This is a genomic window from Labrys sp. E2SS-1L (genome assembly GCF_057073705.1).
Genome location: NZ_CP172712.1, coordinates 5190913 through 5210672, shown reverse-complemented (window position 1 = coordinate 5210672; position 19760 = coordinate 5190913). Strand labels below are relative to the sequence as shown.

The 19760-nt window shown below is 64.7% G+C and carries 19 protein-coding genes; 6 read left to right on the top strand and 13 right to left on the bottom strand.

What is annotated here, in order from left to right:
* Positions 1-244: 244 nt before the first annotated feature.
* Both tilS and ybgF read right to left on the bottom strand, forming a co-directional pair.
* Positions 245-1300 (bottom strand): tRNA lysidine(34) synthetase TilS, encoded by a 1056-nt coding sequence (gene tilS, locus ACIGJE_RS24395; protein WP_415086437.1) that lies wholly within the window; start codon positions 1298-1300, stop codon positions 245-247.
* Between the two features lie 65 nt (positions 1301-1365).
* Positions 1366-2526 carry a tol-pal system protein YbgF gene (ybgF, locus tag ACIGJE_RS24390; RefSeq protein WP_367625442.1) on the bottom strand — a complete coding sequence of 387 codons (1161 nt, stop codon included), beginning with the start codon at positions 2524-2526 and terminating at the stop codon, positions 1366-1368.
* Between the two features lie 188 nt (positions 2527-2714).
* Between ybgF and ybgC the strand changes: the two genes are divergently transcribed.
* The 5 genes from ybgC (at position 2715) to tolB (ending at position 7833) form a co-directional block, all read left to right on the top strand.
* Positions 2715-3158: a tol-pal system-associated acyl-CoA thioesterase gene (ybgC, locus tag ACIGJE_RS24385; RefSeq protein WP_376717721.1), complete on the top strand. Its 444-nt coding sequence runs from the start codon at positions 2715-2717 to the stop codon at positions 3156-3158.
* 579 nt (positions 3159-3737) lie between these two features.
* Positions 3738-4457, top strand: coding sequence for a protein TolQ (gene tolQ / locus ACIGJE_RS24380; protein ID WP_068285660.1), 720 nt, complete (start codon positions 3738-3740; stop codon positions 4455-4457).
* A gap of 40 nt (positions 4458-4497) precedes the next feature.
* Complete coding sequence (locus ACIGJE_RS24375) at positions 4498-4953, top strand: ExbD/TolR family protein (RefSeq protein WP_311939984.1); 456 nt, start codon at positions 4498-4500, stop codon at positions 4951-4953.
* Between the two features lie 140 nt (positions 4954-5093).
* Positions 5094-6461, top strand: coding sequence for a cell envelope integrity protein TolA (gene tolA / locus ACIGJE_RS24370; protein WP_415086441.1), 1368 nt, complete (start codon positions 5094-5096; stop codon positions 6459-6461).
* A gap of 43 nt (positions 6462-6504) precedes the next feature.
* The gene (gene tolB, locus ACIGJE_RS24365) at positions 6505-7833 is read left to right on the top strand and encodes a Tol-Pal system beta propeller repeat protein TolB (protein WP_415086491.1); all 1329 of its coding nucleotides are present in this window, start codon (positions 6505-6507) and stop codon (positions 7831-7833) included.
* A gap of 139 nt (positions 7834-7972) precedes the next feature.
* On the opposite strand, the gene ACIGJE_RS24360 is transcribed toward tolB, so the two are convergent.
* The 6 genes from ACIGJE_RS24360 to ACIGJE_RS24335 form a co-directional block, all read right to left on the bottom strand.
* Positions 7973-8989: a bile acid:sodium symporter family protein gene (locus tag ACIGJE_RS24360; protein ID WP_311939978.1), complete on the bottom strand. Its 1017-nt coding sequence runs from the start codon at positions 8987-8989 to the stop codon at positions 7973-7975.
* A 235-nt stretch (positions 8990-9224) separates the two neighbouring features.
* On the bottom strand, positions 9225-10382 hold the full coding sequence (locus ACIGJE_RS24355) for a sulfate/molybdate ABC transporter ATP-binding protein (protein ID WP_415086443.1): 1158 nt from the start codon (positions 10380-10382) through the stop codon (positions 9225-9227).
* Entirely contained in the window at positions 10348-11253 is a 906-nt protein-coding gene (gene cysW, locus ACIGJE_RS24350) for a sulfate ABC transporter permease subunit CysW (protein WP_311939976.1), read from the bottom strand. The genes ACIGJE_RS24355 and cysW overlap by 35 nt, the downstream gene beginning before the upstream one ends.
* Complete coding sequence (gene cysT, locus ACIGJE_RS24345) at positions 11246-12100, bottom strand: sulfate ABC transporter permease subunit CysT (RefSeq protein WP_394313031.1); 855 nt, start codon at positions 12098-12100, stop codon at positions 11246-11248. Before cysT ends, cysW begins: the two co-directional genes overlap by 8 nt.
* A 202-nt stretch (positions 12101-12302) precedes the next feature.
* Positions 12303-13343, bottom strand: a complete 1041-nt coding sequence (locus ACIGJE_RS24340; RefSeq protein WP_415086446.1) for a sulfate ABC transporter substrate-binding protein — start codon at positions 13341-13343, stop codon at positions 12303-12305.
* 217 nt (positions 13344-13560) lie between these two features.
* On the bottom strand, positions 13561-14610 hold the full coding sequence (locus ACIGJE_RS24335) for a sulfate ABC transporter substrate-binding protein (protein WP_437178688.1): 1050 nt from the start codon (positions 14608-14610) through the stop codon (positions 13561-13563).
* Between the two features lie 361 nt (positions 14611-14971).
* On the opposite strand from ACIGJE_RS24335, the gene pal reads away from it, so the two are divergent.
* The gene (gene pal, locus ACIGJE_RS24330; RefSeq protein ID WP_068285675.1) at positions 14972-15502 is read left to right on the top strand and encodes a peptidoglycan-associated lipoprotein Pal; all 531 of its coding nucleotides are present in this window, start codon (positions 14972-14974) and stop codon (positions 15500-15502) included.
* 170 nt (positions 15503-15672) lie between these two features.
* Here pal and ruvB read toward each other — a convergent pair whose 3' ends face one another.
* The 5 genes from ruvB to ACIGJE_RS24305 all read right to left on the bottom strand — a co-directional run bounded on the left by ruvB (position 15673) and on the right by ACIGJE_RS24305 (position 19719).
* Positions 15673-16746: a Holliday junction branch migration DNA helicase RuvB gene (gene ruvB / locus ACIGJE_RS24325; RefSeq protein ID WP_311939972.1), complete on the bottom strand. Its 1074-nt coding sequence runs from the start codon at positions 16744-16746 to the stop codon at positions 15673-15675.
* Positions 16743-17360 (bottom strand): Holliday junction branch migration protein RuvA, encoded by a 618-nt coding sequence (gene ruvA / locus ACIGJE_RS24320; RefSeq protein WP_311939970.1) that lies wholly within the window; start codon positions 17358-17360, stop codon positions 16743-16745. The genes ruvB and ruvA overlap by 4 nt, the downstream gene beginning before the upstream one ends.
* 83 nt (positions 17361-17443) lie before the next feature.
* Entirely contained in the window at positions 17444-18256 is an 813-nt protein-coding gene (locus tag ACIGJE_RS24315) for an isocitrate lyase/PEP mutase family protein (protein ID WP_311939969.1), read from the bottom strand.
* A 99-nt stretch (positions 18257-18355) separates the two neighbouring features.
* Positions 18356-18865 (bottom strand): crossover junction endodeoxyribonuclease RuvC, encoded by a 510-nt coding sequence (ruvC, locus tag ACIGJE_RS24310; RefSeq protein WP_311939967.1) that lies wholly within the window; start codon positions 18863-18865, stop codon positions 18356-18358.
* A 107-nt stretch (positions 18866-18972) separates the two neighbouring features.
* Positions 18973-19719 (bottom strand): YebC/PmpR family DNA-binding transcriptional regulator, encoded by a 747-nt coding sequence (locus ACIGJE_RS24305; RefSeq protein WP_367625446.1) that lies wholly within the window; start codon positions 19717-19719, stop codon positions 18973-18975.
* Positions 19720-19760: the final 41 nt, after the last annotated feature.

Below are 19760 nucleotides of genomic sequence, written 5' to 3'. Positions count from 1 at the left end.
CTCTCGCCTTTCGCGGCGGACGGCCTGCCTTCTGCAGGAGACGCCACAGCATATCGCGGCTAAAATAGGCACAGGCGAGCCAAATGCCAAGGCAAGCCCGTGGGATAGATAGCCCTGCGCTCCCTTACAGAAGTGCCGAGGGCTTGTCACGGTGAAGATTCGAGTGGCGCATGCGCCGCTAATTTCTTGAAATAGGCCATTATTTTGCCGCTTCTAGGGCAGGGCTGGCGGAAAATGACAATTTCTACATCTTGGTTTTCGTGATGCCGCGTCGGCGTTCAGGCTCGCGGGTGACTTGGAGATTGCCGGACTTGTCCAGCCGCAGCAGGGTGCCGCCGAGGCTGCGCTGCCAGTGGGCTCCCTGGCCGTCGCCCAGGTCGAGAGGTTGGTCGAGAACCTGGTCGAGCGCCGCCGCCAGTGCCTCCAGGCGTTCGAGGCGCAGGCCATAGGCCGATCCCGCGTTTCTGTCCCGCATCTCGAGCACCGCCCGCTCCAGGATGCGCAGCCTGATATCGGCGGGGCAGGCCGCAAGGCCGCGGCCGTCGAGCCGCAGGCAGTCTTGCTCCCGACGGACCAGAACCTCGAAACGCTCGGCCGCGATGGCTTCCAGCGCGTCGCTGCTGCGTGCGGCCCGGCGGGCGAGCAGGCCCAGGCGCTCCGGATCGAGGCCGAGCGGGGCAAGCTGGGCCAGAAGGGCGCGCAGGCGTACGCGCTCGAATCGGGCATTGCGATTGGACGGGTCCTCGAGCCAGGCCATGCCGGCGGCCTGCAGGGTCGCCACCAGCCGGGCTCTGGTCGTGCCGAGCAGGGGGCGGATGAGGCTGAGACCAGCCAGAGGCATGACGGGGCGCATCGCGGCCAGGCCGTCGACGGCAGAGCCGTGCATCAGGCGCATCAGCACGGTTTCGGCCTGGTCGTCGAGCGTATGGGCCGTGGCGATCGCATCCGCTCCGATTTCGGTCGCGGCTTCTGCCAGCAGGGCATAGCGGGCGTTGCGGGCTGCTTCCTGCAGGCGTGCGGCCGGCTTGTCGCCCTCCCAGCGCTTGATGATGCAGGGCAGGCCGAGTTCCGTGGCCCTCATGGCAACGATACGGCATTCCCCGGCGCTTTCGGGACGCAGGGCGTGATCGATGCTTGCGACGGTGAGGCAAGTTTGCGGGTTTTGCTCGCGCCAGCGTGCGGCCAGCAACATCAGGGCGGTGGAATCGGCGCCCCCCGAGACCGCGAGGATGACATGCGTACGATTGCCGAAATCGGCAAGGAGGGTGCGAAGCTCTCCCAGGGCAATGGGTGCGGACAAGGCACGGCTCCCGGATGCATGACCGGCATCCGCCATGGCGGTGTCCCGGGCGCCGAAGGCCGGGATCACCCGACCTTGCAGGCGTTCTTCTTGATCTCGCGATCGGCACCGCTGAGAATGGTCGGGCCGGCCTTGGGATATTTGCTGCCGACGGCCTGAAGCGCGGCGCAGGCCGCATCCTTCTCGCCCATGGCCGCCAATGTGATGCCGAGCTTGAGCATGCTTGCCGGCGCGCGCCTGGAATTGGCGTAGGTCTTGGTGACCTTCAGGAACTGCTCGGCTGCATCGGTATATTGCTTGCGCTGATAGAGGCTCTCGCCGATCCAATGCACGGCGTCGGGCACGCGCTTGTCCTTGGGGTGGCTGGCGATGAAGTTGCGAAAGGCAGCCTCGGCCTGGTCGTAGCGCTGGGTCTCGATCAAGCGATAGTCGGCGGCGTATTCGGCCTCCGGAGTTGCCGGGGCTGCGGGTGCCGGCTCGGCGCCGGCATTGGGTTCATTGCTCGCCATCGGCCGCGACGTGTCGACGGCAATGCCCGGCAGGCCGGGGGAGACGGTGGAGTTGCGCGGGCGCGGCGTCGAGGGCGGCGGAGCCTGGTCGGGAACGTCGCCGGTGGAGTCCTGCATGGCGACATCGTTGCCGCCGCCGGCGGGAAGGCTGCCCAGGGAGTTGGGCTGCGTGGCGGGAGGGGCGTTCTGACCGCTCTTCTGGCGCGAAGGCGTGCTGGGGGCCGGCTTCGGAGCGGACGCCTTGCCACCACCGCCTTCAAGGGCCTGCAGGCGATATTCGGTATCTTCCTGCTGGCGCTTCATGTCATCCTGGAGGCGGCGCACCTGCGACTGCAGATCCTCGACGGTGCCGAGCAGCCGGCGGTTCTCACCCTCCAGCCGCTGTACGCGTACGAGGAGATCGCCCATGGTGGATTCCTGGGCCACGACATAGCCGCCTTGCGACGGGCTGGGTGCCGCAGCCGTGGCCGCCGGGGGGGGCTCGGCGGTCGAGCCGGTGACGTTGCCGTCATACTCGGTTTGGGCAGGATACGCGGCCTGGGCAGGCGGCTGCGGATAGGGCTGGTCGGGCGTGTAGCCATTATCCTGCGCGGACTGGTCCTGCCCGACGCTGCCGGGCGGCATCAGTCCTTCGTCATAGGACGCTGCGCGCACCGGGCCCGAGGGCAGGGCCAGGGTCACGGCCAGCAAAAGCGCGGCGGAAGCGGGGCGGAGCATAGGGCGGCTCATTCGGTTGCAATCAATCCAAGGCGTTCTGCGATCTGGCGGAATCGCCGTAAATCGCAAGGATGGGTCGAAACTCGGCATTCGAGCAAGGCGCGTTCTCACCACAACGCATCATGCTCCGGTCACGTCGATACCACACAGGTCAAGTCAGGCGAAACTTTGAACAAACGGCTTTCCCCATGATAGAAAAGGCGCAAACCCCGCCAAATTTCGGTGGCGTGCTTAACGATATCTGCCACAGGCTGCCTCTTCGGGTCTATTACGAGGACACCGATTTCTCCGGTATCGTCTACCACGCCAATTATCTGCGCTTCTTCGAACGCGGGCGGACCGAGTTCATCCGCGCGCTCGGCGTCGACCAACTCGCCCTTCACCGCGAGGAGGGAATCGCCTTCGCCGTACGTTCGATCCAGGTTGAATTCCTGCGTCCTGCCTTGATGGACGACATCATCGAGGTGGAGACCAAGGCTGGCGAGGTGCGCGGGCCTTCGCTGCACCTCGAACAGTCGATCCGGCGGGGCGAGGAAGTCCTGACCACTGCCAAGGTGCTGGTGGTATGTATCCGTAACGGCAGGCCCCAGCGTCTGCCGGAGAGTCTGCGCACTGTGCTGTCCAAAGCATGATGGCTCGAGGCGTGAACGCTTTTTGGCTCGAACCTTTTGTTTCGACACTTCTTCGCGGTTTGGGTCGTTGTCCTCAAATCGCGGAACGCATCAGTCGGAATCAGTAATCGGCCAGCGTTGAAGTCGCTGCCATCAATGTTGCAGCGCATCGTAAATAAGAATTCGCGAATCGAAGCCGGCCGTAACCCGACATTAACGGTACCGATGATCAATAGGCCTGGAATCCGCCGTTTATCGCGGTTGGGAAGGGGTGCCGCACTGCGGTCACATTCAAACGTCAAAAGGAGCCCGTGACGCCTGGAGTTGTTGCTCTGCACAATCAGGCGCGTGGATTTCCCGAGTAACGTTTGGTGTGTGCCGGGGCGGCGCCCTAGAGCAAAACGCCTTCGGCAGGCTTGATCTTGGCTTGAAGCTCAGGATCGGGATCGAACTCGCCGAGTATTGTTGCGAATAGGCCGATCTTGCGCGGATCTGCCTGGCTACGAATGTGCCGATCCTCCGCGGACCGGATAGACTGAGAAGACGCCGATCCTCGGGATCGGCTTTGGCCCGCCGGCCTCAGGACGAGGAATTGAAGGAATGGAAGCGACCGCCGATATGGCCCAGACGGCCCTGGCTCCGGTAACCGATGTGAGCCTGCTCGGATTGATCATGAATGCCGGTCTGGTCGTCCAGATCGTCATGCTGGGCCTGATGGCAGCCTCGGTTTGGTGCTGGGCCATCATCATCGACAAGGCCATCCTGTTTTCCCGGTCGCGCGCCGCCATGAACCGCTTCGAGCAGGTGTTCTGGTCGGGCCAGAGCCTGGAAGAGCTCTATCGCTCGCTGTCGCAGCGCCAGAACTACGGCATGGCCGGCCTGTTCGTCTCGGCCATGCGCGAATGGAAGCGCTCGCTCGAATCGCCCGGCCGTTCCTTCCTCGGCCTGCAGGCGCGCATCGAGAAGGTGATGGATGTCACCGTTCAGCGCGAGGTGGAGCGTCTTGAATCCAAGCTCCTGGTGCTCGCCACCGTCGGCTCCTCCAGCCCGTTCATTGGCCTGTTCGGCACGGTCGTCGGCATCATGACCGCCTTCCAGTCGATCGCGGCCACCAAGAACACCTCGCTGGCAGCGGTGGCGCCCGGCATTTCCGAGGCGCTTTTCGCCACGGCGATGGGCCTGGTCGCCGCCATTCCCGCGGTGATCGCCTACAACAAGTTCAACGCGGAAGTCGCCAAGCAGCAGGCTCGCCTGGAAGGCTTCGCCGACGAATTCTCCGCCATCCTGTCGCGCCAGATCGACGAGCGCCTGGCCGCCTAAGCGGTCACCTCGTTCGGTCCTTCATCTCAAGGAAAGCATCATGGGTGGAAGTGTTGCGACAGGATCCGGCGGCTCGGGCGGCGGGACGCGCCGCCGGCGCCGTCACAAGGCGCCGATCGCCGATATCAACATGACGCCGTTCATCGACGTCATGCTGGTGCTGCTCATCATCTTCATGGTCGCCGCGCCGCTGCTGACCCAGGGCGTCGATATCGATCTGCCGCAGACCCAGGCGAAGGCCATCTCGGTGGACAAGCGCCCGATCACCGTCTCCATCAAGGCGGACGGCCAGTCCTATCTGAATGACAGCGACAAGCCGGAGCCTGATCTGCTCGGTCGCCTCAAGGCGATGACGGAGAACGGGGCTGGGGCGGATGAGCGTATCTTCGTCAAGGGCGACGGCAAGGCGAGCTGGGATCAGATCGCCAAGGTGATGAGCGACATCACCGGCGCCGGATTCAAGAAGGCCGCGCTGGTGACCCAGCCGCAGAGCTAGGAACGGGGCATTCACATTCCCCTGTCTCGACCGATGACCGCATGGGTAGGCGGATGACACAGAGACAGGGATGGCTTGGCGACGTCGAAGGGGCGAACGAAGACGTCGGGGTTGGGGTTTGAAAGGCCGGTTTGAGTACGATGCGTGATTATGGACTTCCCGTTTCGGCGGCGGTGCATGTAATTTTGCTGGGAGCGTTGCTGTTCGCGTTTCCGGCCGCCAAGCCGCTCGACTCGGCCCCGGCCGTCCCGGTGGACATGGTCACGCCGGAACAATACGACCAGATCATGAAGGGCGATCCGACACCGTCGGCCAGTGGTGGCGGCGGGCAGGAAGCGCCGCAGCAGGCGCAGGCTACGCCGACTCCGCCGACGCGCGACGTGCCGGATGCCGAAGTCGCCGACAATTCCGACGACGCCCCGCCGCCCTTGCCGACGCCAAAGCCCGATCCGAAACCGGACACGCAGGCCCTCGCCAAGCTGGCGCAGGCTGCTGCCGCTGCCGAGGCAGCCGCCAAGGCGCAGGAACAGGCCAAGGCCGAAGCTGCGGCCAAGGCTGCACAGGCCAAGGCGGACGCTGCCGCGAAGGCGGCCCAAGCCAAGGCTGCCGCCGATGCCGCCGCCAAGGCGCAGGCGCAGGCCCGCGCCGAGCTTGCCGCCAAGGCCGAGGCTGCGGCCAAGGAAGCGGCGGAAGCCGAGCGCCAGCAGAAGCTCGCCGAGGCTGCGGAAGCCGCCAAGAAGGCGGAAGCCGACAAGCAGCGCAAGGTTGCCGAGGCGGAGGCCGCCAAGAAGGCGGAAGCCGAGAAGCAGCGCAAGATCGCGGAGGCGGAGGCCGCCAAGAAGGCTGAGGCCGAGAAGCAGCGCAAGATCGCTGAAGCCGAGGCCGCCAAGAAAGCCGAAGCCGAGAAGCAGAAGCAACTGGCCGATGCCAAGACCAAGGCTGACGCCGAGCGACAGGCCGCCATCGACAAGGCGATTGCCGACAAGAAGGCGCAGGAAGCCAAGCAGGCCGCAGCCGCGAAGAATGCTAAGCAGCTCGATGGCATCGACGGCATCCTGGCCAAGCGTAAGGCCAAGGAAGGTCAGCAGGTTGCCAGCAACGGCCCTGCCACGACGCCGAGCAAGCCGTCTGGCCGTGCTGGCAATACCCGCGACAATATCGGCCAGACCGCGTCAACCGGCAGGCCGGAGGCCAATGCGCCCAGGCTCAGCCTGAGCGAGCAGGCTGCAATGGGGCGGATGGTCGAGAAGCAGGTAACACGTTGCATGCCGCCGAACTTCGGCGTGAATGCAGGCTCGGCCTTTGCCAAGGTCAAGCTGTCGATGAACTCCGACGGTACCCTTGCTGCTGCCCCGACCTTGGTGAATTCCAGCGATGCTGCGACCGGCAATGCCCTGATCCGGGCGATCAAGCGCTGCATCACCGCCGACAACCCCCTGCCGTTCAATCCGCAGACCTACGCGGCATGGAAAGAATTCAACTACACCCATGAACCCGGCGGCTTCTGATCTTCCGGGCAACATGGCCGAACGTGACGAGAGACACATGCGAATGAATCTGAATCGACGCGGATTTATGCAGGCTGGCGCTGGGGCGATTTCTGCGCTCGCAGGCCTCGCGGCCATGCCGGCCTGGGCGCAGTCGGCTGCTCCCATCCTGGAACTCAGGGGCCGAGGTCAGGGCGGTATCCAGCCCGTCTCGGTTGCCGTCATGGGCATCAGCGGCAGTGGGCGCGATCTTTCCGGCATCATCAGCAACGATCTCAGCCGCTCCGGCCTGTTCCAGCCGATCGATTCCAAGGCCTTCGTCGAACAGGTCGGCCCCAATGCCACGCCGAATTTCGGCAGCTGGCAGACTCTCAACGCACAGGTGGTCGTCGCAGGCCAGGTGGTGCCCGCAGGCGGCGGCCTCGGCATCCAGGTTCGGGTCTGGGATGTCGCGCAGGGTAGGCAGATTGCCGGCCAGCAGTTCTCCGCACCGGCCAACAGCTGGCGGAGACTGGGCCATGTCGCTGCCGATGCCGTGTTCAAGGCGGTAACAGGCGAACCCGGTCCCTTCGACACGCGCATTGCCTTCATCTCCGAATCCGGGTCCAAGGACAAGCGGGTGAAGCGCCTCGCTGTGATGGACCAGGACGGTGCCAACACCGTCTATCTCAGCCGCGGCACCGATCTGGTGTTGACGCCCCGCTTCTCGCCGACCACGCAGGAACTGACCTATCTTTCCTTCGCTGATGCCGATCCGCGCGTCTTCCTGACCAATGTCCAGACCGGCCAGCGCCAGGTTGTCGGCAACTTCCCCGGCATGACCTTCTCGCCGCGCTTTTCGCCGGACGGGCGCAAGGTCATCATGAGCCTGGAGAAAAACGGTTCCTCGACCATCCAGCTGCTGAACCTGCAGACGAAACAGGCGACGCAGCTCACCAATGGCAGCGCGATCGATACCTCGCCTTCCTATTCGCCGGATGGCGGCCGTATCGTGTTCGAGTCCGATCGCGGCGGCACCCAGCAGATCTACATCATGGGTGCCGACGGCTCAAACCAGCAGCGCATCACCTCCGGCGAGGGCGGTGCCCGCTACTCCACGCCGGTCTGGTCGCCCCGCTCCGACCTGATCGCCTTCACCCGCCAGAAGGGGGGGCAGTTCGGCATCGGCATCATGAATCCCGACGGTTCGGGCGAGCGCATGATCACCGAGGGTTTCCACAATGAAGGCCCGACCTGGGCGCCGAACGGCCTCTATCTGATGTGGTTCCGCGATCTCGGCCAGGGGCCGCAGCTCTGGCAGGCCTCGATCTTCGGCACGCCTGAGCAGCGGGTGCCGACGCAGGGCTTTGCCTCTGACCCGGCTTGGTCCGCCTCCTTGTCCAAGCAGGCCTGACGCCGGGGGCGAGCTCCGGGGGGGCGTGGGTCATCCGGCCCGTGCCTGGAAACGCAGCGTTTGGGTTATAGGAAGAACGGGCAGGATGCTCGAGCATGCGAATGTTCCCCTCTCCGGTTTCAATGCCGGGGAGGGGTTTTTATTTGGCCCGGGATGACGCTTCCTGAGCACCGGGCTCGATTTCGGGCCAATCCTCGGTGGGGTCTTCCTCTTTGCTCGCGGCGAGGGCCTTGAGGCGGCGGGCATAGCGCTGGGCTAGGATGGCGCAGGTCATCAGCTGGATCTGGTGGAACAGCATCAGCGGCAGCACGATGGCCCCGATGTTCTGGCCGGCGAAGATCACGGTGGCCATCGGCACGCCAGTGGCCAGGCTCTTCTTGGAGCCGCAGAACACGATGGTGATCTCGTCCTCCTTGGAGAAACCGAGACGGCGGCTGCCATAGGTGGTGATCAACAGCACCAAAGCGAGCAGGGCGGCATCGACGAACACCATGGTGAGTAGGGCCGTGGCCGAGAATTGCCGCCACAGCCCGCCCGTGACGGCCTCGGAAAAGGCCAGATATACCACCATCAGGATCGAGCCGCGGTCGACGAAGCTCAGCACGAAGCGGTGCCGGCGCACGAAGCCGCCGATCCAGGGCTGCAGCACCTGGCCGAGCACGAAGGGCAGCAGGAGCTGGGTGACGATGGTGATCAGCACCGAGCCCGAAAAGCCCACGCCGCGCGAGGCGAAGAGCAGGCCGGCCAGCAGCGGCGTGATGAAGATGCCGAGAATGTTGGAGCCCGATGCCGCGCAGACGGCAGCGGGAACATTGCCGCCCGCTATCGAGGTGAAGGCGATCGAGGACTGCACCGTCGAGGGCAGGATGGCGAGAAAGAGGATGCCGCTGGCGAGCGTCGGCGTCAGCGCCGAGACCAGGCCATAATCGAGCGCGAGCGCCAGCACCGGAAACAGGGCATAGGTTGCGAGCAGGATGGTCAGGTGCAGGCGCCAGTGCGACAGGCCCGCAATCACCGTGTCGCGCGAAAGCCTGGCGCCGTGCAGGAAAAAGAGCAGCGCGATCGCACCATTGGCCAGGGCCGCGAATATTTCGGCTGGCCGTCCTGCAATGGGCAGGAAGCTCGCCAACGCCACGACGCCCAGAAGCATCAGCATGAAATTGTCGGGGCGGAAGCGCGAAAGCAAGTTGATGACCACCTGACCGGGAAAGACGGCGTTGCCTCATGGGCTGGCGCCGGAACCGCTGCCTTGGAACGCCGCCCAGCGTTAACCCATCCTTGCGAGGGGCGGAAGCCTCACTCGCAGCTGCGCGTGCCGGTGCAGACCTGCTATGCACGCGCCGTAGGGCCGAGGGTACTGGAGATGCAGCCGCTCCACGGCATCGGTAGGCTCAGGCGCGCTGGAAGGCGCTCGGCCGGACCACCACCGGCTCCGTGGCCGCGCCGCGGAAATAGCGGGCCTCGCCATTGGCGGCGAAAACGGCGGCGTTGAGCAGTTTGAGGCCGACCGGCTTGTTGTTCTCGCTGCTGCGCAGGCTCGGCGTGTCGACCTCCACCACCGTGCCCTGGGTACCGAGGGCGACCTCGAGGCGGCGGGTGGCGCCGACGCGGCGCTGCGCCACGATCAGCCCATTGAGAGCCGATGCGCCCGGGTCGACCGGCGTGACGTCGTGCGGGCGCACGAACAGGCTGGCCGGCCCGTCCGGCAGGCCGTCGGCATTGAAGGGCAGGGCCGTGCCGTCGAGCAGGATCCGTCCCTGCGAGATCGCCACCGGCACACGGCTGGACTCGCCGATGAAGCCGAAGATGAAGGGCGTGGCCGGATGGTCGTAGATCTCGTCGGGCACGCCGAGCTGGTCGATGCGGCCCTTGTCGAGCACGGCAATGCGGTCCGACAGTTCCAGCGCTTCGTCCTGATCATGGGTGACGAAGATGGTGGTGTGGCCGGTCTTGTCGTGGATGGTGCGCAGCCAGCTGCGCAGATCCTTACGCACTTTGGCGTCGAGGGCGCCGAAAGGCTCGTCCAGCAGCAGCACCTTGGGTTCGACAGCCAAGGCACGGGCGAGGGCGACGCGCTGGCGCTGGCCGCCGGAGAGCTGGGAGGGGAAACGCTGGCCGAAGGCGCCGAGCTGCACGAGATCGAGCAATTCGTTGACGCGCCTGACGATCTCCGCCTCGGCCGGCCGCTTGGCCCGGGGGCGCACGCGCAGGCCATAGGCGACATTGTCGGCCACGCTCATATGGCGGAACAGCGCGTAATGCTGGAACACGAAACCGACCCGGCGTTCCTGCACGGTGAGGCCGGCGGTATCGTCGGCGCCGAAGAAGACGGTGCCCGTGGTCGGGCGCTCCAACCCGGCGATGATGCGCAGCAGTGTGGTCTTGCCCGACCCTGAGGGGCCGAGCAGGCCGAGGAGCTCGCCGGATTTGATCTCGAGGTCGATGCCGTGCAGGGCCGGCGAGACGCCGTAGCTCTTGGTCAGGCCGGTTACGCGGATGTCCATGGGACGGTCCTCAGTGTTTGGCGCCATGCGCCAACTCGTCGCCATAACGCCATTCGAGGATGGTCTTGGCGACGAGAGTGACGAGCGCGAGCATTGCGAGCAGGGAAGCGACGGCGAAGGCGGCGATCGCGGCCGAGCCTCCGCCTTCATAGAGAATCTGGATATGCAGCGGCATGGTGTTGGTGCCGCCGATGACGTGGCCGGACACCACCGAGACCGCGCCGAACTCGCCCATCGCCCTGGCATTGCACAGAAGCACGCCATAGAGCAGGCCCCAGCGGATATTGGGGATGGTTACCGTCCAGAACATTTTCAGCGGCGAGGCGCCGAGGGTCAGCGCGGCTTCCTCGTCGGCCTTGCCCTGGGCCTGCATCAGCGGGATGAGTTCGCGCGCCACGAAGGGAAAGGTGACGAAGATGGTGGCGAGCACGATGCCGGGCAGAGCGAAGATGATCTGGATGCGATGCGCGGAGAGCCAGGGACCGAGCAGGCCTTGCGCGCCGAACAGCAGCACGAAGACCAGGCCCGCCACCACCGGGGAGACGGAGAAGGGCAGGTCGATCAAGGTGATGAGCAGGCTTTTGCCCTTGAAGTCGAACTTGGCTACGGCCCAGGCCGCGATCACCCCGAAGACGATGTTGAGCGGCACGGCGATCAGGGCGACGATAACGGTCATCCACACGGCGGTGCGGGTGTCCGGATCCTCGAAGGATTCAAAATAGGCCGCGGCCCCGCTGCGGAAGGCCTGGTAGAACACCTCGATCAGCGGCATCACCAGAAAGGCTGCGAGGAAGACCAGGGCGATGCCGATCAGCACGCGGCGGACCCAGGATGTCTCGGTGGTGACGGCATGTTCACGGCTGACGGGCGGTTCGCGATAAAGCTCGATCGCCAGTTCGGAGGTCGAATTAGGCATCGCCCATCCTCCTGCGGCTCCAGGCCTGGATCAGGTTGATCGCCAGCAGCATGGCGAAGGAGATCGCCAGCATGATGATGGCGATGGCGGCGGCATCGGCATATTTGTTCTGCTCGAGCTTCTGGAAGATCAGGCTGGGCACGATCTCCGAAACATAGGGAATGTTGCCGGCGATGAAGATCACCGAACCGTATTCGCCGACGGCGCGGGCGAAAGCGAGGGCAAAGCCGGTCAGCACGGCGGGCAGCAGCGGGGGCAGCAGCACGCGCGTCACGGTCTGGAAACGGGTGGCGCCGAGCGTGGCGGAAGCTTCCTCGATCTCCTTGTCGATCTCGGCCAGCACCGGCTGCAATGTGCGCACCACGAAGGGCAGGCCGATGAAGACCAAGGCAACGAAGATGCCCTTGGTGGTGAAGGCGACCTTGATGCCGGCAAGAGCGAAGAACTGGCCGATCCAGCCATTGGATGCGTAGAGGCTCGACAAAGCGAGGCCCGCCACGGCCGTCGGCAGGGCAAAGGGCAGGTCCACCGCAGCGTCGACCAGGCGCTTACCCGGGAAGTCATAGCGCACGAGCACCCAGGCGACGATGACACCGAAGACGACATTGACCAGGGCGGCGATGAGGGAAATGCCGAAGGTGACCTTGAGGGCCGCGGCAACCTGTCCCTCGGCCGCAATGGCCAGGATGCCGGAAGGGCCGAGTACGGCCGCCTTCTGCAGCAGCGCGGCTAGGGGGATCAGCACGATCAGGCTGAGATAGAAGATCGTGTAGCCGAGCGTCAGCCCGAAGCCCGGCAGGGCGTTCGGCTTGACGAAGGGAGCTCGCAAGGTGGCGGCAAGAGCCATGGGCGGTTCCTGGTGGGGCGACTTCCTTCTCCCCTTGTGGGAGAAGGTGCCCCGGAGGGGCGGATGAGGGGTGAAACGATGCGCTATCTCGTCGCGCGGCCGCAAGACGTACCGGGCAGGTCGCAAGACCCCTCGTCCGGCGCTGCGCGCCACCTAAGGCACTTCCATAGGAAATGCCAGATCCCGCAAGGGGAGAAGGTTTTCACCCCTTCGGCTTGTAGATCTGGTCGAAGATGCCACCGTCAGCGAAATGCTTGGCCTGGACCTTGGCCCAGCCGCCGAATTGCGGATCGGAGATGGTGAACAGCTTCAGCTTGGCGAAACGGGCGAGATCGGCCGGATCGGCGGCGGCTTCGTCGCTGGCACGATAGCCGTTATGGGCGATGATCTTCTGGGCGGCCGGGGTGTAGAGGAAGTCGAGATAGGCCTCGGCCTGCTTCCTGGTGCCCTTGGCGTCGACATTGGCGTCGACGATGCTGACCGGCGGCTCGGCCAGGATCGAGATCGAGGGAACCACGACTTCGAGCTTGTCCTCACCGAATTCCTTCAGCGTCAGGAAGGCCTCGTTCTCCCAGGCGATCATCACGTCACCCACCTCGCGCTGCGCGAAGGTGATGGTAGCGCCGCGGGCGGCACTGTCGAGTACCGGCACATTGCGATAGAGGGCCGCCACGAATTCGCGCGTCTTGTCCTCGTCGCCGCCCGTCTTGTCCCAGGCATAGCCCCAGGCGGCCAGATAGTTCCAGCGCGTGCCGCCGCCGGTCTTGGGATTGCCGGTGATCACGGCAATGTCGGGGCGCACGAGGTCACCCCAATCCTTGATGCCCTTGGGATTGCCCTTGCGCACCACGAAGACGATGGTGGAGGCGTAGGGCGTGGAATTGCGCGGCAGACGGGACTGCCAGTTCTCCGGGATCTTCTTGGTCGCCTTGGCGATGGAGTCGATGTCGTTGGACAGGGCCAGCGTCACCACATCGGCGTCGAGCCCGTCGATGACGGCGCGGGCCTGCTTGCCGGAACCGGCATGGGACTGCTTGATGGTGAGGTCCTCGCCTGTCTTGGCCTTCCAATCCGCCGCGAACGCCTTGTTGATCTCCTTGTAGAGTTCGCGCGTGGCATCATAGGAGACGTTGAGGAGCTCGGCGGCGTGAGCGCGCGAAGGCGCGCCGAAGGTCATCCACAGCACGAAGCCGAGGGCCAGCAGCACGGCAAGGGTGTCGCGAAGGCGGGTGAGGCTGGTCATGCCGTTCATTTCACAACCTGGAAGTGGGAAAGGAGAATTTACAACTTCTTCATATATCCACTAAATCAATCGACATTGTCAATGTGTTAAATGTGATAAAATCCACAAGAATAATGTGTTATATGATTTCCTGGGGGGTCTCCAAACCCGCCTGGAACCGGCGCACCTACAAAAAAGGCGGGTCTGAAGACCCGCCCCGAAAAATTGCTGCGCTGCCTCATTGCGGCTTGTAGATCTGGTCGAAGACCCCGCCATCTCCGAAATGCTTGGGCTGGGCGGTCTTCCAGCCCCCGAAGCGGGCGTCGTCGATCGTCACCAGCTTGAGCTTGGGAAAGCGGGCGAGGTCGGCCGGATCGGCGGCCTTCTCATCGATCGGCCGATAGAAATTGTGGGCGATGATCTTCTGGGCGGCCGGGGTGTAGAGGAAGTTGAGATAGGCCTCGGCCTGCTTGCGGGTGCCCTTGGCGTCGACATTGGCATCGACGATGGCGACCGGCGGCTCGGCCAGGATGGAGGAGGAGGGCGAGACGATCTCGTATTTGTCGGCGCCGAACTCCTGCAGCGTCAGGAAGGCTTCGTTTTCCCAGGCGATCAGCACGTCGCCGGTGTCGCGCTGGGCGAAGGTGACGGTGGAACCGCGGGCGCCCGAGTCGAGCACCGGAACGTTGCGATAGAGGGCGGCCACGAAATCGCGGGCCTTGGCCTCGTCGCCGCCATTCTTGTCGAAGGCATAGCTCCAGGCCGCCAGATAGTTCCAGCGCGCGCCGCCGCTGGTTTTGGGATTGGGCGTGATCACGGCGATGCCGGGCTTGACCAGATCGTCCCAATCCTTGACGCCCTTGGGATTGCCCTTGCGCACCACGAAGACGATGGTGGAGGTGTAGGGTGAGGAATTGTGCGGCAGACGCGACTGCCAATTGTCGGGAAGCTTCTTGGTCGCCGTGGCGATGGCATCGATGTCGCCGGATAGAGCGAGGGTGACCACATCGGCCTCGAGGCCGTCGATGACCGAGCGCGCCTGCTTGCCGGAGCCGCCATGTGATTGCTTGATGGTGAGATCTTCGCCAGCCTTGGCCTTCCAGTCGGCGATGAAGGCCGTGTTGACCTCCTTGTAGAGCTCGCGCGTCGGGTCGTAGGAGACATTCAGCAATTCGGCAGCGCGAGCCCCGGCGAGCGCGCCGAAAATCAGCCAGAGCACGAGGCCGAGAACCAGGAGGACGCCGAGCGTATCCCTCAGGCGCGCCAGGCGAAGCGTTTTGATCGTCATGGGTTCGGTTTCCAGTCGAGAGAAGCTTGGCCAAATCTCCACTAAATCAATCAACCTTGTCAATCTATAAAATGCATAGAGTAATGGTGTTATAAATCAATTCACACGCTGGGGATGTGTGACATGAATGCGACAGTGGTCGAGAATGACGGTGCGCCTCGCTTGAGCCCAGCCGGGGCCACCATTGTGCCGGAATTGATCAGCACTTGGTTAACCATAGTGGCAGTTTGGCTCTTGCAGTGAGGCGCGACGGCTGCGCGACCGCCAAGAAATCGTCGCGAGCCGTGTTTCCAGAACGTTCGATTAACCAGCTTTCGCTATGGCTGATTTACCAATTCTGACGACCGGAGGAGTAACCGGAATGATGACGTCCCTGCGCGCGGTCCCTGCACTGCGCTTCGCCGCTGCACTGACCTGCGTGCTCGCACTGGCGGCCTGTAAGAGTAAGTCGGGTGCCGGCGACGGTCTCGGTGGCCCCGGCGGTGCCGGTGGCGGCGGCTATGGAGCGGGCGGTGCTGCATCGCCCGGCAGCCAGCAGGACTTCGTCGTGAATGTCGGCGATCGCGTGCTCTTCCTGGTCGACCAGTCCGACATCACCCCCGAGGGCCAGCAGACGCTGAACAAGCAGGCTCAGTGGCTGAAGGCCTATCCGCGCTACTCCGTGACCATCGAAGGCCATGCCGACGAGCGCGGCACGCGTGACTACAACTTCGCCCTCGGCCAGCGCCGTGCCCAGTCGGTGCGCGACTATCTGATGGCGCAGGGCATTTCCGGTGGCCGCATGCGCACCATCTCCTACGGCAAGGAGCGCCCGGTCGCGACCTGCAATGACATCTCCTGCTGGTCGCAGAACCGCCGCGCCGTCACCGTGTTGAACGGCGGTAATTCCTGAGTTGCAGGCGGGTCTTCGGACCCGCCTGATCCTGCGTGTATTTGAGGCGGACAGAATGTCCGCGGTCCCAGCCGATGCGTTGACCACACGAACCTTGCGAGGTTTGCAACGGCAACGTCAAGGCTGGGACCGCGGACATTCTGTCCGCCTCTTGCTTTTCAAAAGTTGCGTCAATCCTCGTCGCCGAACAGCGGCATTTGCGGTGGTGTAGAACTCGGTACCGCCAGGCCCAGATGGCGATAGGCATGCGGCGTCATCACCCGGCCGCGCGGGGTACGCTGCAGGAAGCCCTGCTGGATCAGATAGGGCTCGATGATGTCCTCGATGGCGTCGCGCGGTTCGGATAGCGCGGCGGCGATCGTCTCGATGCCCACCGGGCCACCGCCGAAGCTCAGCGCCACCAGGTTGAGATAGCGATTGTCCATGGCATCGAGCCCGGCCTGGTCGACTTCCAACGCGCTCAAGGCCTTGTCGGCGATGGCTCTGGTGATGGTTTCGGCGCCGAGCACCGAAGCGAAGTCGCGCACGCGGCGCAGCAGGCGGCCGGCGATGCGAGGGGTGCCGCGAGCCCTGCGGGCGATCTCGTTGGCGCCGTCCTCGGCGATCGGCGTGCCCATCACCCGGCCGCCGCGCTTCACGATCAGCTCGAGCTCCTCCACCGTGTAGAACTGCAGGCGGATCGGAATACCGAAGCGGTCGCGCAGCGGTGTGGTCAACAGGCCGGCCCGGGTGGTGGCGCCCACCAAAGTGAACTTGGCGAGATCGATGCGCACCGATCGCGCTGCCGGTCCCTCGCCGATGATGAGGTCGAGCTGGAAATCCTCCATGGCTGGGTAGAGGATTTCCTCCACGGCCGGATTGAGGCGATGGATCTCGTCGATGAACAGGACGTCTCGCTCTTCCAGATTGGTAAGCAAAGCGGCAAGATCGCCGGCCTTGGCGATCACCGGCCCGGAGGTGGCGCGGAAATTGACGCCGAGTTCGCGCGAGACGATCTGGGCCAAGGTGGTCTTGCCGAGACCTGGCGGCCCGACGAACAGCACATGGTCGAGGGCGTCGCCGCGCTTGCGAGCGGCCTCGATGAAGATGGACAGGTTCTCGCGTGCCTTGGCCTGGCCGACGAACTCGCCGAGGTCCTGCGGGCGCAGTTTGGAGTCGGTCGCATCCTCGTCACGCGAATCGCCGCTCAAGAGGCGGGCGGATTTGGGCGCCTCGCCGCCGGCGTTCTTGCGCGTGGGCTTCATCGCGACAATTCCTTCAGGCCGAGGCGGATGAGCTTGGCCGTCTCGGCGCCTTCACCCGCTTCCCGCAAGGCGGCGGCGACGGCGGCCGAGGCCTGGGTCTGGGCGTAACCGAGATTGACCAGGGCCGATACCGCATCGCTGACCGGGCCGGCAGCGCGCTGCTCGCCGAGATCGGCCTGCAGGCCGATGACGTCGGCGGGGACGTGGCCGAAGCTCGGCACCTTGTCCTTGAGCTCGGTGACGATGCGCTGGGCGACCTTCGGACCGACGCCCGGCGAGCGCGCCACCGCCCCCTTGTCGCCGAGGGCGATGGCGGAGGCGAGATCGGCGGGCTTGAGCGTGGACAGAATGGCGAGCGCCACCTTGGTGCCGATGCCCTGCACGGTCTGCAGCAGGCGGAACCAGTCGCGCTCGTTGTCGCTGGAGAAACCGAACAGGCGGATCTGGTCCTCGCGCACATGGGTTTCGATGGCGAGCATGGTCGCCTCGCCCGGGGAAGGCAGGGTGCCGAGCGTGCGGCTGGAACAATAGACGATGTAGCCCACGCCCTGCACGTCGAGGATCACCCAGTCCTCGCCATAGCTGTCAACGATGCCGCGCAATTTGCCGATCATGAAGGTCCTCTCACGGCAGTTCTAGCGCTTTGCCGTGATTCGCGGCATGGGGCGATCCTGGTCGCCAGCGGCCCCAGGGTTTCTCACTTGCCGAACAGGGCGCTGAGTTCGGCATAGGTCATGGCGTCCTTGGCAAAGCCGAAGGTGCCCTGGTCGCGCAGTTCGAGGGCAGCCCGCTTCAGGGCGCCGAAAGCCGCCCGGGTGAAGGAGCCGCCGACACTGACGCGGCGCACGCCGAGCCTGGCGAGATCGGCAACGGTGAAATCCTGACCGCCCACGGTGAACAGGACGTTGAGCGGCCTGTCGATCGAGCTAAGCACGCTGGAAATCTGGTCGAGCCGAGTCAGGGCCGGTGCGTAGAGCACCTCCGCCCCTGCTTCCTGGAAGGCCTGCAGACGACGGATGGTGTCGTCGAGGTCGGCGATGCCGTGCAGGAAGTTCTCGGCGCGGGCGGTGAGCACGAAACCCCCGGCGCGTGCCGTCTCTGCCGCTGCACGCACCCGGTCGACGGCGTGGCCGAATTCATAGATCGGCTGGTCGGGCCGACCTGTGGCATCCTCGATCGAGCCGCCGGCAAGCCCCACCTCGATGCCGGCAAGGATGGTGAGCCGGCAGTCCTCGGGAGCGTCGCCGAAACCGTTTTCGAGATCGGCGCTTACCGGCAGGCTGGTCGCCTCCACGATGGCTCGCGCATTGGCGAGGGTTTCCTCGCGCGACATCTGGCCGTCCTTGCGACCCACCGTGAAGGCCAGGCCGGCACTGGTGGTGGCGATCGCCGAAAAGCCGAGGGAATCCAGCAATTTCGCCGATCCGGCATCCCAGGCATTGGGAATGAGGAAGAGTTCGGGACGCTGATGCAGTTCGGAGAAGACGGCGGCGCGGCTGGCCTGGGTCATGGCGAATCCTCGGATAAATTCACGATTTGTTCTAAGGATGGAGGCCGCGGGAGGCAAGCGCAATTTCCCGGGACCGCCAGCCGTCGGCCGGCCTGGAACCTATTTCAGGAGCGCTGCCAGATTGTGGCTGGTGCGATGATGGGCATGGGTGATGGCGACGGCGAGGGCGTCGGCCGCGTCGTCCGATTTCGGATCCGCCTTGGGCAGCAGCACCTTGATCATCAGGCGGATCTGCTTCTTGTCGGCATGGCCGGAGCCCACCACGGTCTTCTTGACCAGGTTCGGTGCATATTCGTTGACGGCGAGGCCGGCCTGGGCCGGTACCAGCATGGCGATGCCGCGGGCCTGGCCGAGCTTGAGGGTCGCCGTGGCATCCTTGTTGACGAAGGTTTTCTCCACCGCCGCCTCGTCTGGCTCGAAACGCGTCACTACCTCGGTGAGGCCCGTATGCAGCTCGAGCAGGCGGTGGGCGAGCTCCTCATTGTCGTCGGAAAACACCGTGCCACAGGCAATGAAGGACAGCCGGTTGGCCAGCACCTCGATCACGCCCCAGCCGGTGCGGCGCAGGCCTGGGTCGACGCCGAGGATGCGGATGGGGGTCTGTGACATGATCGGAGCGCGGACATCCTGTCCGCTCTTTCTTCGAAAAAAGGTCGGGCTTCCAAGAGCGGACATCGCGACATGCGAGCATGTCGCTGAGATGTCCGCGTTCCGATTTACTCCGCCAGTTTCGCCATCAGCGCGTCGGAGAGCTCGAAATTGGCGTAGACATGCTGGACGTCGTCATGATCGTCGAGATTGTCGACCAGGCGCATCAGCTTCTCCCCGGTCTCGTCGTCGACGGCGATGGTGTTCTGCGGACGCCAGACCAGCCCGGATTTGCGGGCTTCGCCGAGCTGGTTTTCCAGAGCCTTGGTGACCTCGGCAAGGTTCTCGGCGGCGCAGATGAATTCATGGCCGTCCTCCGAGGAGGCGCAATCGTCGGCGCCGGCTTCCAGTGCCGCTTCCAGCATGGCATCGGGCGAACCCTTGTCGGCGTCATATTCGATCACGCCGACGCGGTCGAACATGAAGGACACCGCGCCCGTCTCGGCCAGGTTGCCGCCGGCCTTGGTGAAATAGGAGCGCACGTCGGAGGCCGTGCGGTTGCGGTTGTCGGTGAGGGCTTCCACGATCAGCGCCACGCCGCCGGGCCCATAGCCCTCATAGCGGATCTCGTCATAGTTCTCGCCATCGGCGCCGGCTGCCTTCTTGATGGCGCGATCGATATTGTCCTTGGGCATGTTTTCGGCGCGGGCGGCCAGCACGGCGGCGCGCAGGCGCGCATTCATGTTCGGGTCGGGCAGGCCGAGCTTGGCCGACACCGTGATTTCACGGGCGAGCTTGGAGAAGAGCTTCGAGCGCTTGGCATCCTGCTTGCCCTTGCGGTGCATGATGTTGGCGAACTGGGAATGACCGGCCATATGTCTTGCCTTGATGTCGTCTTGGGGACTCGGTGAAGTAC